Raw genomic sequence first — 14,809 nt, 5'->3', positions numbered from 1 at the left:
GCGAACACGCCGACTCCACCGTTGGGGGACGGCAGGGAACCTTCGCCCTTTCTCAGTCGTCCTTCCGCTTGTACCCCCGCAGCAGGAACCACGCGGTGAACGCACAGCCCACGAACATCACGATCAGTACCACCCGGAGCAGATCTCCGGACCCCTGCTGCTCGGCGGCGCTCGCGGCCTCGGTGAGCCAGGCGGCCCGGGTGTGCTCCATGACGTGGACTCCTTCGCTGTACTGCCCGTCCACGCTATCTCCGCCTAGGCTGGGCTCTGCTTCGGGGGGCGCAAAGGGCCGCACAAGGGTCCGCAAAGGATCACAGAGGTCAAAGGGCACAGCCAAAGACGCACATGGGGGAAGACATGTCCGACGACGGCCATCAGAACAACGGGCACGAGAACGTGCCGAGCAGGCAGCGCAAGCGTTTCCCGGGAATCTCCTCCCGTGCGTACGAGCACCCCGCCGACCGCTCCGCCCTGGTGGCGCTGCGCAAACTGAGCGGTTTCGACACGGTGTTCAAGGCGCTCAGCGGTCTGCTCCCCGAGCGGAGTCTGAGGCTGCTGTTCCTGTCCGACTCGGTGCGCGTCTCCGACCAGCAGTTCGCGTACCTCAACGACATGCTGCGGGACGCGTGTTACATCCTGGACCTCGAGAAGGTCCCGCCGATGTACGTCAACCAGGACCCGCAGCCGAACGCGATGTGCATCGGCCTGGACGAGCCGATCATCGTCGTCACCACGGGTCTGGTCGACCTGCTCGACGAGGAGGAGATGCGGGCGGTCGTCGGCCACGAGGTAGGCCACGCGCTGTCCGGCCACTCGGTCTACCGGACCATATTGCTGTTCCTGACCAGCCTCGCCCTCAGGGTGGCGTGGATCCCGCTGGGCAACCTCGCGATCATGGCGATCGTGACCGCGCTGCGCGAGTGGTTCCGCAAGTCGGAGCTGTCGGCGGACCGGGCGGGCCTGCTGGTCGGCCAGGATCTGAAGGCCTCGATGCGCGGCCTGATGAAGCTGGCCGGCGGTCACCATCTGCACGAGATGAACGTGGACGCGTTCCTGAAGCAGGCCGAGGAGTACGAGGCCGGCGGCGACCTGCGCGACTCCGTGCTGAAGATCCTGAACGTCCTGCCGCGCTCCCACCCCTTCACCACCGTGCGGGCGGCCGAGCTGAAGAAGTGGGCCGAGTCCCGCGACTACCAGCGGATCATGGACGGCCACTACCCGCGCCGCACCGAGGACAAGGACACCTCGGTCACGGACTCCTTCCGCGAGTCGGCGGCGAGCTACGCGACCAACGTCAAGGGCTCCAAGGACCCCCTGATGAAGCTGGTCAGCGACATCGCGGGCGGAGCGGGCGATCTGGGCGGCAGGGTGCGCAGGGGCTTCGGGGGCTTCACGAACTCGGCCCCACGGGAGGACGAGCCGCCGACGGACACGTCCCGCAACAACGAAGAGGACTGAAACCCCCGGGGTGCGGGGGCTGTGTCGCCGTGCGGCTCCGCCGCGTGGGCGCGCGACCGGCCCCTCGGGCCCCCATCGGCCCGCCCGCAACGATCCGCCCCTGTGCCCCGGTCACACCTTCGGCTGCGCGCCGGTCGCCAACGACCCGCACAGCGCCGGGGCACTCCCCGTCGCATACGGATCCGTCCCCGCCGGCCCGCCTGCCTTCGCCGTCTCCCCGGCCAGCAAGGGGTGCAGCCGGTTCGTGGAGTCCTCCGCACAGGACAGCGGCCCGGCCTGGACATACGAGACGACCAGCTGAGCCGTGTGCATCCGCAGATCGTCCCGGTCGAACCGGAAGTGCAGCTCACGCCGGACGGTGAACAGTGACACCTCGGCCTTGGCGTCCGCGGCCGCGGAACGCAGCGCGTACACGAAGGTGTGGTCCGCCGTGACCTCCAGGGTCGACGAGTCGGTCTCGGCGGCCTGCAGGCTCCCCTGCACCCGGATCCGGTGGTCGGCCAGCCGCGTCTCCGCGGGGTCGAAGCGAACCAGCCACCCGGTCGGCGCGTGCCGCCCGTCCGCGGCCGGGTGGGCGAAACTCTGGTCGAACTGGTCGAGTTGGTCCGTGTCGAGGAGCACCCGCACGGCACGGACCTGGTCGCCGACGAGGACGTCCGGGTCGAGCGCGGACCGCACGATGTAGTCCTTGGCGGTGGTCAGCGCGGACACGACCTGGCTGTCGGAGAAGTGGGCGGTGCGGCGGGAGGCCGGCAGCGGAATGCCCTCGGCGCCGACGCGGTACTGCGCGGCCGGGCTGTGCCCGTACAGGTACTCGGCGTCGGTGTGCCCCGGGACCTTGCCCTGGGGGGCCAGCGGGATGACGGTCATCCGCAGGGGCTCGACGGGCCGCCGGACCCCGGAGGTCTGGTAGGGGTGCCGTACACCCATGTAGATCGCGGTGCCGAAGGCGACGGCGATCAGCAGGAACAGGATCAGCGCCTGCCGGGACAGTCCCCGGCGCAGCGGCGGGCGACGGCGTACGGCGGGCGCGTGGTCCGTCATGCGCTCCTGCGCGGAGTACTCCTGGAGGCGGGCAGCACGAACGAACGACTCGTCGAACACGACGGATCGGTACTCGTCCTCACCACCCACGGGGCCGCCCTCGGGTGTCCCCTCAGGTGGGTCTCCTGGCCCTCCCATATCTTCAGGGTAGGTCTCGGGGAGCTCAGGTAAACGCCCTGCTGTGCGACAAGTTCTGACAGGTTCTCACCAGGAGTGTCAGGGCGTTCGCGGGACCGCGGAGACGGCTGGCTGGGAGTAGTCGGCCGACGCCGAGGGCGTCACCGTGCTCCCCTGTTCCAGACCGGTCGAGGCCGGGGGCGGAACCCGGTCGCGGCTGCCCGAGGAGGCGCCCCTGTAGACCGCCGTGAAGGCCAGCGCGACCATGCCGATGCCCATGACGAGGGCGAGCATCCAGGCGACGGGGCGGTGCCAGCGGACCTGTTTGCCGTACGTCCCCGGAGCGCCGTAGCGGCCTTCGAGGACCTCGGTGTCGTCCAGGTCGTCGAGCTCGGGATCATGGCCGAAACTGCCGGGTCCGTAGCCGTCCTCGTAGCGCTCGCCTCTGGGGCGTGCGCGGCGGGCCTCGGCCTCGGAGGCCTCCGCTCTCGCCTGGGCTGCAGCCAGGAGGCGCTCGACGGCGGTCGGCTCGTGCACCACGGCCGCCCGTACGAAGGCCTCGTCGAAGACCACGGAGGCGAACTCTTCGTCCGACACCCCGCGGTCGTGGTCGTCGTCGGGCTCCCAGCCGTCAGGGAACGGCGTGCCCCCCACGTCCTCCGGCACGGATCCAGAGTAGACCTGGGGGGTCATTTTGGGCAGACGGTATGGAAATTCATCCGCCTGGTGAGACACCTCCCGCGCGCCGCGGAAGCGGGGCGGGGGCGCGTGACGGACGCATATGCGCAGGTGCGCACCCCTGTGCGGGTAGGCCGTCAGCGCCGGATGTGACCGTCCCCGGTCACGATGTACTTCGTGCTCGTCAGCTCCGGCAGGCCCATCGGACCGCGCGCGTGCAGCTTCTGGGTGGAGATGCCGATCTCCGCGCCGAAGCCGAACTGGCCGCCGTCGGTGAAGCGGGTGGAGGCGTTGACCGCGACCGTCGTGGAGTCGACCAGCTGGGTGAAGCGGCGGGCGGCCTGCTGGGAGGTGGTGACGATGGCCTCGGTGTGTCCTGAGGTCCACAGCCGGATGTGCTCGACGGCCTTGTCGAGCGAGTCGACGACGGCGGCGGCGATGTCGTAGGAGAGGTACTCGGTGTCCCAGTCGTCGAGCGTGGCCTCGACGACGGTCGCCTTGGTGTCCTTCGCGTACGCCAGCACCCGCTGGTCGGCGTGGACGGTCACCCCGGCCTCGGCGAGGGCGTCCAGGGCGCGCGGCAGGAACTCGGGGGCGATGTCCTGGTGGACCAGGAGGGTCTCGGCGGCGTTGCAGACGCTGACCCGCTGGGCCTTGGAGTTGATCAGGATGTCGATCGCCATGTCGAGGTCGGCGTGGGCGTCGACGTAGACGTGGCAGTTGCCCACGCCGGTCTCGATGACCGGGACGATGGACTCGGTGACGACGGTCTGGATCAGCGAGGCGCCGCCGCGCGGGATGAGCACGTCGACCAGGCCGCGGGCACGCATCAGCTCGCGCACGCTCTCGCGGCTCTCGCCGGGGACGAGCTGGACGGCGTCGGCGGGCAGCCCGGCACCGCCCACGGCGTCGCGCAGGACCCGTACGAGGGCGGCGTTCGACTCGTACGCGGAGGCCGAGCCGCGCAGCAGGACGGCGTTGCCGGACTTCAGGCAGAGGGCGGCGGCGTCGACGGTGACGTTCGGGCGGGCCTCGTAGATGATCCCGACCACGCCGAGCGGGACGCGGACCTGGCGCAGGTCGATGCCGTTCGGGAGGGTCGAGCCGCGCACGATCTCGCCGACCGGGTCGGGCAGGGCGACGACGTCGCGGACGTCGGAGGCGATCGCGCGCACCCGCTCCGGGGTGAGCGTCAACCGGTCGATGATCGCCTCGCTGGTCCCGGCCTCGCGGGCCTTGGCGATGTCCTTGGCGTTGGCGTCGACGATCTCGCTCGTACGGACCTCCAGGGCGTCCGCGATGGCGAGCAGCGCGTCGTCCTTCTCGGCCCGGGGCAACGGGGCGAGGTCGGCGGCGGCGGCCTTGGCCCGGTAGGCGGCCTGGGTGACCGGGGTCATGGAGTCGTACGGCGAGAGCGAGGTCATACCGGAAGGGTAGTGCGCCAGGCGGGGCCGTCCACCTGTTGTTCCACAGCGCGAGACGGGATCAAAGGGACACCGGGTGCCATGATCAGAACGGGTGTGCTCCGACCGGTGTGGCCGGGGGCGGACCGTACCCCTCGGCGATGCGCTGGTGGTAGGTCTGGCGGTCGATGACCTCCAGGCCGACGATCTCCCACGGCGGCAGTCCCGCGGTCTGGCGGTGCTCCCCCCACAGGCGCAGGGCGACGGCGGCCGCGTCGTGCAGGTCGCGGGCCTCCTCCCAGTACCGGATCTCCGCGTGGTCGTTGGCATAGCGGCTGGTCAGCAGGAAAGGATGGTCGTGGGCGAGCTGCTCGAGGGCGCGCCGGACCTCCTTGAGCGGGGCCTCCTCGCCGGAGACGCTGAGGGTGACATGCCACAGGCGCGGCAGATCCCGGGGCTCCTCGCCCTCGAACCGGTCCCCGGCCGCGACACTCGTCAGGGCCCGCTCCTCTCCGGCCGGCCTCGCGGCAGAACCGCCGGCCGGGCCCGCGGCTCGGGCCGCCGAGCCACCACCGGCCTCACCCACCGCCCGCGCCGCCGAGCCACCGGTCTCGCCTGCAGCTCGCGCCGCAGAGCCACCGCCCTCACCCACCGCCCGCACCGCAGAACCACCGGCCTCACCCACCGCCCGCACCGCAGAACCACCGGCCTCACCCACCGCCCGCACCGCAGAACCACCGGACGTCCGCACGACGGGCCCGCCGGGCGGACCGGATCCGCCGCGGGAAGCTGCCGCACCATCGTGGGACGCCGCCGCCCCAGGGCGCACTCGTCTCACGACGGCCTCCTTCATGCACAGGTCGACCCCACGGGTCGGGCGGAATGTGTTCCTGGGACAAAGTTGAGCAGGCCGCAACGGCTCATGGGGCGATTTTGCGGAACGTCCACCTCAGGGCGACGCTCTTGGCAGGGCGTTCACCCCGTTTTCGGGCACACAGGGCACCGGGAGGGGCGCCGGAGGACCTCAGGGGTGCAGGATCACCAGATCGTCCCGGTGGACGACCTCCCGCTCGTAGGCCGGTCCCAGATCCCGTGCCAGCTCCCGGGTCGAGCGGCCGATCAGCTGCGGGATCTCCTTGGCGTCGAAGTTGACCAGCCCGCGGGCCACCGCGTGGCCCGTGCCGTCCCGCAGCTCGACGGGATCACCCGCGACGAACTCGCCCTCGACGGAGGCGATCCCGGCCGGCAGCAGCGACTTGCGACGGTCCACGACCGCCTTCACCGCCCCGTCGTCCAGGGTCAGCGAGCCCTGCGGGGTGGACGCGTGCTGAAGCCACAGCAGCCGGTCGGCGGAGCGCTTGCCGGCCGGGTGGAAGTACGTGCCGGTGTCACCGCCGGACAGCGCCTCGGCCGCATGGATCGTGCTGGTCAGCACGACGGGGATGCCGGCGGCGGCCGCGATCCGGGCGGCCTCGACCTTGGTGACCATGCCGCCGGTGCCAACCCCCGCCTTCCCCGCGCTGCCGATCTCGACGCCCGCCAGGTCCTCGGGCTGCCGCACCTGAGCTATCCGCGAGGTCCCGGGCTTGCTGGGGTCGCCGTCGTAGACGCCGTCGATGTCGGAGAGCAGGACCAGCAGGTCGGAGTGGACCAGGTGCGCCACCAGGGCCGCGAGCCGGTCGTTGTCGCCGAAGCGGATCTCGTCGGTGGCGACGGTGTCGTTCTCGTTGACGATCGGGAAGGCGCCCATCGCGAGGAGCTTGTCGAGGGTGCGGGACGCGTTGCGGTGGTGGGCGCGGCGGCTCATGTCGTCGCTGGTCAGCAGCACCTGGCCGACGCGGACGCCGTACCGCGCGAAGGAGGCGGTGTAGCGGGCGACGAGCAGGCCCTGGCCGACGCTGGCGGCGGCCTGCTGACGGGCGAGGTCCCGGGGGCGGCGGCGCAGCCCCAGCGGGGCGAGTCCGGCGGCGATGGCTCCTGAGGAGACGAGGACGATCTCGCGCTCTCCGCCGCTGCGGCTCTTGGCCAGGACGTCGACGAGCGCGTCGACCCGGTCGGCGTCGAGGCCGCCGGCGGCGGTGGTCAGCGACGAGGAACCCACCTTGACGACGATCCTGCGGGCCTCGCCCACAGCCTGCCTTGCCCCTGCCACCTTGTGTCCTGTCCCCTCGCGCCACTTCGGGTACCTCGTCCGCAATGTACGCGAAGGGGACGCGGGGACGCGCGCCCGTCCAGTCCCCGGACCCGGTACCGGACGCGCCCCAGGGCCGGTTCGGTTCCCTTTTTGAGAAAGCCCAAGGGAATCGGAATCACACCTTCCCGTTAATCGTAAGTGAATTCTTTTCGACACCAAGATGTACAACCATTCACCTCCGCCTCGTGTCGAACTGCCGACAACAAGGTCATTGCCGTAGCTCGAGAAAGCCCCACCCATGACGATCCGTCGGTTGTGCGCCGCCCTGCGCGTTCCCGGGAAGACAGAACTTCTCCTGGTGATCCTTTTCGGTGCCGGTTTCGCGGCGCTGCCCGTCCTGGCACTGCTGCCGTCTCTGTGGGGTTTCACGGCGGCATGGGCCGTGACCCACCTGGCGGACGAGGCCCTGCACGTCAAGGCCCTGGGATTCGTCCGGCGCCTGGCGACCCTGCAGCTCAGCCGCACGATGCGGTTCGCCGTGCGCACCGTGATGCTGCTCGCCCTGGCCGACCGGATGGACGCGCCGGGCGCTGTGCTGGTCACCGGGCTCGCCGTCCTCAGCGCCCATTTCCTGCTCGTGATGATGTATTCGGCACTGCATCACGCAATCCGCAGGCGCCGGATCCTCCCGGTGATCGTGCGCAATCTCGAAATGAGCGGGATCGACATACCGGAACGCCCGCCCGCCTATCTCTACCGGCGTTTCCTGCGCAAGCTGCTCCACCTCGATCTGCCGGCCCACGCGGGTCTGATCGTCGCGCTGGCGACCGGCACGTGGTACTCGGCCTACGCCGGCTACGCGCTGACGATCGGCGCGGCCTCGGCCGCCCTCATCGCGCTGCTGGGACAGTTCCGCGCGGTCCGCCGGATGCCCCGCCGGGACGCGGTGATCGGCGAGGTCAACCGCCAGCTTGACGCGTACCGGCCCGAGGTGGCCCTGTACTTCAGCTTCGCGGCGGTGTCCCGGGACTTCATGTACCAGGTCAACATGTGGATCGAGACGCTGGAGCAGCTCGACCGGCGCCCGGTGATCGTCCTGCGCGAGCGGGCCTCCTTCCGCTTCCTCGGCCGCACCCGGATCCCCGTGGTCTGCGTGCCCAAGGCCGACGACCTGGCCGAGCTCGAGCTGTCCGGCGTCCGGGTCGTCCTCTACCCCGGCAACGCCGGCAAGAACGTCCACATGCTGCGCGTCGCCGAGGCCAAGCACGTCTTCATCGGCCACGGCGACAGCGACAAGCTCGCCAGCAGCAACCGCGTCAGCAAGGTGTACGACGAGATCTGGGTGGCCGGACGGGCGGGCCGGGACCGCTACCGGCGGGTGCGGCACGCCATCAGTGACAACGCCATCGTCGAGGTGGGCCGCCCGCAGCTGGCCCCGGTCCGGCCGCACGCCGAGCACATCGCCGGCCCGGTGCCCGTGGTCCTCTACGCACCCACCTGGGAGGGCTGGAGCGACGACGACTGCCACACATCGCTGATCCCGATGGGCGTACCCCTGATCGAGAAGCTCCTCGCGGAGAACGTCCGGATCATCTACAAGCCGCACCCCCTCACCGGCAAGCGCTCACCCGAGGCGGCCGCCGCGGACCGGGCCATCAGGGAACTGCTGCGGGCCGACCACGAGAAGGACACCGAAGCCGCGAGAGCCGGGCTGCGGGAGATCCGGGCCCGTCTCGACGAGATGTCGGGGCGTCACGAGGGCGACGACGCCCAGCAGTTGCGGGACGCGCGGGTCCCCGACCGGGACGGCGCGGCCGAGTGGCAGGAGCTGCGGGACGAGTGGCACCGGATCTTCTGGGCGAGCCGGAGCACCGCACGGCATCATGTGATCCTCGAACAACTCCCCACCCTGTACGAGTGCTTCAACCAGGCGGACCTGCTCATCAGTGACGTCTCCTCGGTGGTCGCCGACTTCGTGGCCAGCCTCAAGCCGTACGTCCTGACCAACGCCCGGGACCTGCCCGACGAGGAGTTCCGGGCCGCCTGCACCACCGCGGGCGGCGCCTATCTGCTCGACCGTGCCTGCACCCGGCTCCCGGAGATCCTGCGCTCGGTCCGCGAACCCCGTCACGACCCGATGGCCCCGCAGCGCCGCACCCTCAAGGAGTACGTGCTGGGGCCCGACCGGCCCCCGTCCATGGAACGGTTCAACACCGCCGTGAACGACCTGGCCGACAAGGCGGTGGCGGAACGGGCCGAGGATCTCGTCGCGCCGGTCGCTCACGTCGCCCAGCACGAACCCGTCGCATAGCACTTCCCCGCCCCGGAGGGCACAGGACACGCGCGTGTCGTCCGGAGGTCGGCACGCGTTAACCAAGGCGTCCGTCTCGCGACGACCTTGGAGTGACCCCCGTGCGAAAACGCCTTCCCCGCCTCCGGCCCGCGCTGCGGCTGCCGGGCCGGCAGACCGTGACGAGAGTCCTCGTCGCCGCCGTCCTGGCCGCCGCCGTCGTCGCCCAGGCCGTCGCCGCTCTGCGTCCGCACATCCCGCTGCTGCTCGCCGCGACGGCCGCCTCCCTGGCCGTCGAGGGCGTCCTGCACCGGTGGCAGCGTGGCATGGTCTCCCTGTTCGCCAAGTCCCACGCGGACATCACCGTGCGGCACGTCCTGCGCGACCTGCTGCTGGTCCTCGGCCTGCTGCGGCTGACCCCGGAGGACGAGGAGACGGCGTACACCGTGCTGGTGGCCGGCCTGCTCGCCTTCTACGCGCTGCACTGCGCGATCCAGACGGCCTCCGTCCTGGTCCGCCGCACCCGCACCCTCCCGGTCGTCACCCGGAACATCGACGCCTCCGCGCTCCGCCTGACCCCGGCCCCGCCGGCCCTGCTGCGCCGCCCCGGCCCCCGCCTCCTGGTCCACGGCCTGCCCGCCACGGCGGGCCTGCTGGTCACGGCGGCCACCGGCGAGCCCCGGTGCGCGGCCTTCGGCATCGCGATGTCCCTCGGGCTCGCCCTCATGGGCCTGTACGACCTTCTCGTACGACTGCTGCCGAGCCGGCGTCCGGCGGGTGAGCAGGAGGTGCTGGACTGGTTCGACGCATGGCTCGCCGCGTACCGGCCGACCGTCGGCCTGTACTTCTCCGGCGGGGCCTCTTCCGCCTACCAGGCCAACATGTGGCTGGAGCCGCTCGCGAAGCTCGACGGGAGACCGGTCATCATCCTGCGCGAGCGGTTCATGATGCAGAAGATCGCCGCGACCGACGTCCCGATCGTCTGTCTGCCGAAGGTGTCCACGCTGCTGCGCCTGGAGCAGTCCACGCTCCAGGTCCTCATCCATCCGTCGAACTCCGGCAAGACCTCCCAGGTCCTGCGCATCCCCACGATCAAGCACACCTTCGTCAACCACGGCGAGAGCGACAAGCTGTCCTCCTGCAACCCGTACGCCAAGGCCTACGACGAGGTGTGGGTGGCCGGTCCCGCGGCCCGCGAGCGGTACGCCGCGGCCGAGGTGGGCGTCGAGGACAAGGACGTGGTGGAGATCGGCCGCCCGCAGCTGGACGCCGTACGGCCGTACGCGGGGCCGCCGACCGGGACGTACACGACGGTGCTCTACGCGCCCACCTGGGAGGGCTGGGACGGCAATCCCGGCAACACCTCGGTGATCGAGGCAGGCGAGAACATCGTGCGGGCGCTGCTGGCCGATCCCGGGGTACGGCTGCTGTACAAGCCGCATCCGCTGACCGGATCGGTGGACGCGCGGGCCGGCGCGGCGGACCTGAGGATCCGTGAGCTGGTGCGGGCGGCGAACCGGGAGCGGGCGGGGGAACGACCCGCGGACGACGGCGAACTCTCCCGCAGGGCACGCGAGTTGGACCGGCTCACCATCGCGTCGTTCCGGGCCGCCGCGGACTCGGTCGAGCGGATGCTGCTGCAGTCCACGCCGGAGCCGGGCCGCGCGGAGGCGGTGGCCCGCGCGACGGCCGCCTGGGAGCGGGCGTACTGGGCCTCGCTGCCGGAGTGGGAGCACCAGGTCGTGACCGACGCCCGGCCCGCGCTGTACGCCTGCTTCAACCGGGCCGACCTGCTGATCAGCGATGTGTCGAGCGTGGTGAGCGACTTCCTGGCGAGCGGGAAACCGTACGCCGTCGCGAACACCAGCGGGCTGAGCGAGGCTGCGTTTCGTGGGGCGTTTCCCACGGCGGGGGCGGCGACCGTGTTGACGCCGGACGCGGTGGGGGTGCGAGCGCTGCTGGATGCCGTACGACAGCCTGAACTGGACGAACTCGCCGAGGCGCGGGCCCGGTTGAAGCGGCGGTTGCTGGGGGCGGACGAGCCTTCTTCGCAGGAACGGTTCGACATGGCCGTTCAGGCGCTGTGTGCGGTGGCCCGGAAACGGCGGGTCCCCGGCCAGCGGCGGGACGAGGAGACCGTGTCCGTCTCCGGGACGTTCACCCTGCCGGGGTGAGGACCCTTCGCGCTTTGCGTACGGCCCGGCGCAGCAACTGGTCGACGCCTATTTCCCTGTAGCCCGGCACCTTGCGGGCCTCGCGCGGCTCGGCCAGATAGAGAGCGTCAGGGAGATCCGTCGACGGGTCACGGAAGAACGGGTAGGCGAAGTACACCCGGCGGCCGCCCTTCTCCAACACGGTCTCGGGGGTCTTCTTCGCCTTCAGGAACTCCAGGACCTCCACCAGGAGATCCGGGCGGCCCATCGCCACCAGCTGGATCCGCAGACGTTCGTGGACCCGGAGGCGGTGGGCCACCTCACGGGTCCAGTGCGCGTCCACCAGCGGCTTCGCCAACTCCAGCTTCTCCCGGCGTACCGCCTCGCTGTCCTTGAGGAACTTCGGGCCGAACTGCGGGAGCAGGGTGACGAGGAAGGGGCGGACCATCAGGGCGTCGCGTCTCGCGCCCGGCGGGACCATGTCGGCGATCAGGTTCATCAGGGCGCGCGCGGAGTCGAAGCGCAGGACGTGGCTGCCGGTCTTGGTGACGTGCTTGCCGTCCTCGCGGCCCACCAGGTAGTAGCAGGTGTGGTCGGCGATCACGGAGACGCCGTCGGCCCGCAGATAGGCCTCCATGGTGAACAGCGCGTCCTCGCCGGTCCACAGGGACTCGTCGAAACGCATGCTGTGCCGCTCGAGGAACGCGCGGCGGAACAGCTTCTGCGCGCTCAATGTGAACTTGATGTTGGAGGAGAAGACGTCGGTGCGCTCCAGGGTCTGCCCCCACATCGACGTCGGCGGCTTGCGGTTGACGCCCTCGACCCTGCCGAGGACGACGTCCGTGCCGTTGCGGTCGGCCATCGCGACCATCCGCTCCAGGGCCTCGGGGCCGAGCCGGTCGTCGGCGTCGAGGAAGAAGACGTAACGCCCCCTCGCCTTGCCCAGACCGACGTTGCGCGGGCCGCTGGGGCCGCCGGAGTTGTCCTGCCGGATCACCGTGACGTCGAGGGAGGTCCGCTCGGCGAACTCCTCCAGGTACTCCCCGGTGCCGTCCGCCGAGCCGTCGTCGACCGCGATGACCTCGACGCGCGCGTGGCCGATGGTCTGTGCCTCGACGGAGGCCAGACAGTCCACCAGATACGGCATCGCTTCGTACGCCCCGATGACCACGGTCACATCAGGCTGGACAACGGTCACATCTCCCCCAGTCACGGTCTGTTTCCCCCAGTTCCGCTCAGGGGCAATCCCCTAGACGGCCGCCCGGGGCAAAGGGTTGCATCCGGCACTGGGACATACGCAGGAAGGGCCCGGATTTCGGGATCACTCCGAAATCCGGGCCCTTTCTTTACGAAGGGGAGGTCAGGCCTTGGTCGTGGCCTCCGCCGCCGAGGACGCCGCCCGTGACTCCTGGCCGACGTTGCGCGCTTCGGCCTTGATCGCGAGGTTCGCCACCGCGGTGTTGAACTGCTCGATGGACGTGGGCTCGTCCGGTCCGAGCAGGTACTGCTTGAGCTCCACCCGGTCCTCGGCCAGCGGGTCGGCCGCCGGGTCGCGGACCGCCTCGAGCAGCTCGCCCAGCTCGGCGGCGGTGTTGGACAGGATCGTGGCGGCCCGCACGGCGGTGTTCTGCCGCTTGAACTCCTCCACGCCCAGCTCGGCGGAGTCCGTCACCGCGTACGGCTTGCCGCTCGCGATGAAGTCGGAGACCACGCTGGAGATGTCGGAGACCATCGCGTCGGAGACGTTGAAGCAGTCGTACAGCCGCGGCTCGGCGCCCGTGACCACCCGGTGCTCCCACACCGGGAAGGAGCGCCAGTACGCGTCGTTCCACTCGCCGCGCAGACGGGCGATCTCCTCGTACTTGGCCACGTCGACCACGCCGTCACGGCTGGCCTCGGCCTCGTCGCCCTTGTCGCCGCCGTTGCCGGCGAGGACGGCGAGCCGGGCCTCGATACGGGCGAGCTCGGCCTTGGCGGCGGTCTGGGCCGTGGCGTCGGCCTGGAAGCGGGGATCGGTGGCGCGCTCGATGGCGGCCTTCTCGATCAGCGCGGTGACCTTCTGGTGCGCGGCGCCCGCCTTGGCGAGGACCGTGCCGGTGAAGGGGTGCGGCTTGTAGAGGACACGCACCGGCGGGTCGGCCGTCAGCAGCTTCTTCACGATGTTCTCGCCGGCCAGCATCAGCGAGGTGTTGCCCGGGTCACCGTCCCAGCCTTCCCAGGTGGGGGCGTAGAGCACGGTCGGGCAGTGTCCATCGGCGGCTCCGCCGAGGGGCCCTTCCGGCGTCCCCTGCCCGTTCTGGATCGGCGCCAGCTGCGGGCGGCCCACCTCGACGATGTCCTCGTCGCGGACACCCACGTCGGCGATGGCGTAGCGGTCGCGGCCCGCCCGGCCCGCGGTCCACACCTCGTCGTACGCCTTGCTGAACGGGTTGACGCTCGCCAGCTTGTCGCTGTCCCCGTGGCCGATGAAGACGTGCTTCATGGTGGGGACGCGCAGCAGGTGGATATTCTTGCCGACGTTCGCCGCGTACAGCGCGACCCGCACCGTGGACAGGTCCATGTTCATCAGGTGCACCCCTCCGGGCACGCAGATGACGGGGACCGTGGTGGGCGCGAGGTTCTGCAGGATGACACGCTCACGCAGGATGATCAGCGGCCTGGAGTCCAGCTGCTCCATGGTCTCCAGCCACATGTTGACCTGGTAGGCGGAGTCCTTGGAGCCGGAGAAGTAGAGCACCGTCTCCGGCTTGTAGTCGCGCAGCCAGTCGTCGACGGTGGCGAGGACCTCGTCGGCGTTCGGCGGGATCTTCTTCTTGCTCACGTACGGCATCAGCGCGAGGACGTACAGGGAGCCCAGGGCGATCGTCACGCCGATGCCGATGAAGCCCGGCAGTGCGAAGTCCATCGCGGCGGCGACGAGTGTGCCGGCCACGGCCGCGACGTCGAGGTGGAGCATCTTCTCGGCCGACCGGTTCAGCAGGCCCATCGGCGGAGCGTCCGGGATGCGGATGCGGGAGGCCAGGTCGACGTTGCGGGTGGCGACCGGGAGCCGGCGGCGGTTGCGGATCAGGGTGACCAGCGCGCCGTGCGGGGCCTGGAGACCGTAGAACGCGATGAAGCAGGCGGTGGCCCCGTAGAAGATCAGGTTGTCGGAGAGGTCGAGCCGGGCCAGCAGCAGGATCAGAAGGAGCTCTCTGATCAGGAAGCGGATCGACAGTCCGGCGCGCACCTTGCTGAGGCGGTTGATCAGATAACTGCCCTGGCGGTGCAGATAGTGGTCCGCAAGGTACGTGACGGCGGTCGCGGCCGCGAAGGCTGGGACGCTCGGAATGAGCGCGGCCACCATTATGGCGGGGAAACCCGCCAGCATGAGGACCGCCGCGGCCAGCTCGGCCGCACTGCCCACCCGGGCGACGCGAATAGCGGTGCTTATCACTGAAAACCTGCTCTGGGAGGGATGCCGGTTGTTTACGAATTAACGGTGCTTAAGGCTTCAGGCCCCTGTGAATGCACCAGGAACGGGCAGCCACAG

11 protein-coding genes are annotated in these 14,809 nt (G+C 70.4%); 3 read left to right on the top strand and 8 right to left on the bottom strand.

From position 1 onward, the window contains the following. Window positions 1-52: 52 nt before the first annotated feature. Window positions 53-211, bottom strand: a complete 159-nt coding sequence (locus AQJ46_RS56160) for a hypothetical protein (protein WP_167363013.1) — start codon at window positions 209-211, stop codon at window positions 53-55. Between the two features lie 146 nt (window positions 212-357). On the opposite strand from AQJ46_RS56160, the gene AQJ46_RS10910 reads away from it, so the two are divergent. Beyond that, window positions 358-1,458 carry a M48 family metallopeptidase gene (locus tag AQJ46_RS10910; protein ID WP_059205827.1) on the top strand — a complete coding sequence of 367 codons (1,101 nt, stop codon included), beginning with the start codon at window positions 358-360 and terminating at the stop codon, window positions 1,456-1,458. A gap of 111 nt (window positions 1,459-1,569) precedes the next feature. Here AQJ46_RS10910 and AQJ46_RS10905 read toward each other — a convergent pair whose 3' ends face one another. From AQJ46_RS10905 to proB, 5 genes are all read right to left on the bottom strand, one after another. Continuing rightward, window positions 1,570-2,640, bottom strand: a complete 1,071-nt coding sequence (locus tag AQJ46_RS10905) for an SCO2583 family membrane protein (protein ID WP_059205372.1) — start codon at window positions 2,638-2,640, stop codon at window positions 1,570-1,572. A 78-nt stretch (window positions 2,641-2,718) separates the two neighbouring features. Beyond that, window positions 2,719-3,285: an SCO2584 family spore wall biosynthesis protein gene (locus tag AQJ46_RS10900; protein ID WP_455770089.1), complete on the bottom strand. Its 567-nt coding sequence runs from the start codon at window positions 3,283-3,285 to the stop codon at window positions 2,719-2,721. A gap of 149 nt (window positions 3,286-3,434) precedes the next feature. Continuing rightward, on the bottom strand, window positions 3,435-4,721 hold the full coding sequence (locus AQJ46_RS10895) for a glutamate-5-semialdehyde dehydrogenase (RefSeq protein ID WP_059205370.1): 1,287 nt from the start codon (window positions 4,719-4,721) through the stop codon (window positions 3,435-3,437). Between the two features lie 85 nt (window positions 4,722-4,806). Further along, window positions 4,807-5,286, bottom strand: coding sequence for a hypothetical protein (locus AQJ46_RS10890; RefSeq protein WP_059205369.1), 480 nt, complete (start codon window positions 5,284-5,286; stop codon window positions 4,807-4,809). Between the two features lie 438 nt (window positions 5,287-5,724). Next, window positions 5,725-6,831, bottom strand: a complete 1,107-nt coding sequence (gene proB, locus AQJ46_RS10885; RefSeq protein ID WP_059205368.1) for a glutamate 5-kinase — start codon at window positions 6,829-6,831, stop codon at window positions 5,725-5,727. 301 nt (window positions 6,832-7,132) lie between these two features. On the opposite strand from proB, the gene AQJ46_RS10880 reads away from it, so the two are divergent. Next, the gene (locus AQJ46_RS10880) at window positions 7,133-9,145 is read left to right on the top strand and encodes a hypothetical protein (RefSeq protein ID WP_059205367.1); all 2,013 of its coding nucleotides are present in this window, start codon (window positions 7,133-7,135) and stop codon (window positions 9,143-9,145) included. Between the two features lie 134 nt (window positions 9,146-9,279). Further along, window positions 9,280-11,298 (top strand): hypothetical protein, encoded by a 2,019-nt coding sequence (locus AQJ46_RS10875; RefSeq protein WP_404828430.1) that lies wholly within the window; start codon window positions 9,280-9,282, stop codon window positions 11,296-11,298. Here the strand turns inward: AQJ46_RS10875 and AQJ46_RS10870 are convergent. Together AQJ46_RS10870 and AQJ46_RS10865 are read right to left on the bottom strand one after the other, a co-directional pair. Beyond that, window positions 11,282-12,475: a glycosyltransferase family 2 protein gene (locus AQJ46_RS10870; protein ID WP_059205366.1), complete on the bottom strand. Its 1,194-nt coding sequence runs from the start codon at window positions 12,473-12,475 to the stop codon at window positions 11,282-11,284. The genes AQJ46_RS10875 and AQJ46_RS10870 overlap by 17 nt on opposite strands. 162 nt (window positions 12,476-12,637) lie before the next feature. Continuing rightward, window positions 12,638-14,713, bottom strand: coding sequence for a hypothetical protein (locus AQJ46_RS10865; protein ID WP_225887295.1), 2,076 nt, complete (start codon window positions 14,711-14,713; stop codon window positions 12,638-12,640). Window positions 14,714-14,809: the final 96 nt, after the last annotated feature.

This window comes from Streptomyces canus, assembly GCF_001514145.1.
In the GTDB taxonomy this organism is placed as follows: Bacteria; Actinomycetota; Actinomycetes; order Streptomycetales; family Streptomycetaceae; genus Streptomyces; species Streptomyces canus.
The sequence above is the reverse complement of the archived record's forward strand: the minus strand, read 5'-3'. Positions and strand labels throughout refer to the sequence as shown.

What these genes read in the sequence shown, in the direction of transcription:
- AQJ46_RS56160 (WP_167363013.1), bottom strand. Translation starts at nt 211, where the DNA reads ATGGAGCACACCCGGGCCGCCTGGCTCACCGAGGCCGCGAGCGCCGCC.
- AQJ46_RS10910 (WP_059205827.1), top strand. Translation starts at nt 358, where the DNA reads ATGTCCGACGACGGCCATCAGAACAACGGGCACGAGAACGTGCCGAGC.
- AQJ46_RS10905 (WP_059205372.1), bottom strand. Translation starts at nt 2,640, where the DNA reads ATGGGAGGGCCAGGAGACCCACCTGAGGGGACACCCGAGGGCGGCCCC.
- AQJ46_RS10895 (WP_059205370.1), bottom strand. Translation starts at nt 4,721, where the DNA reads ATGACCTCGCTCTCGCCGTACGACTCCATGACCCCGGTCACCCAGGCC.
- AQJ46_RS10880 (WP_059205367.1), top strand. Translation starts at nt 7,133, where the DNA reads ATGACGATCCGTCGGTTGTGCGCCGCCCTGCGCGTTCCCGGGAAGACA.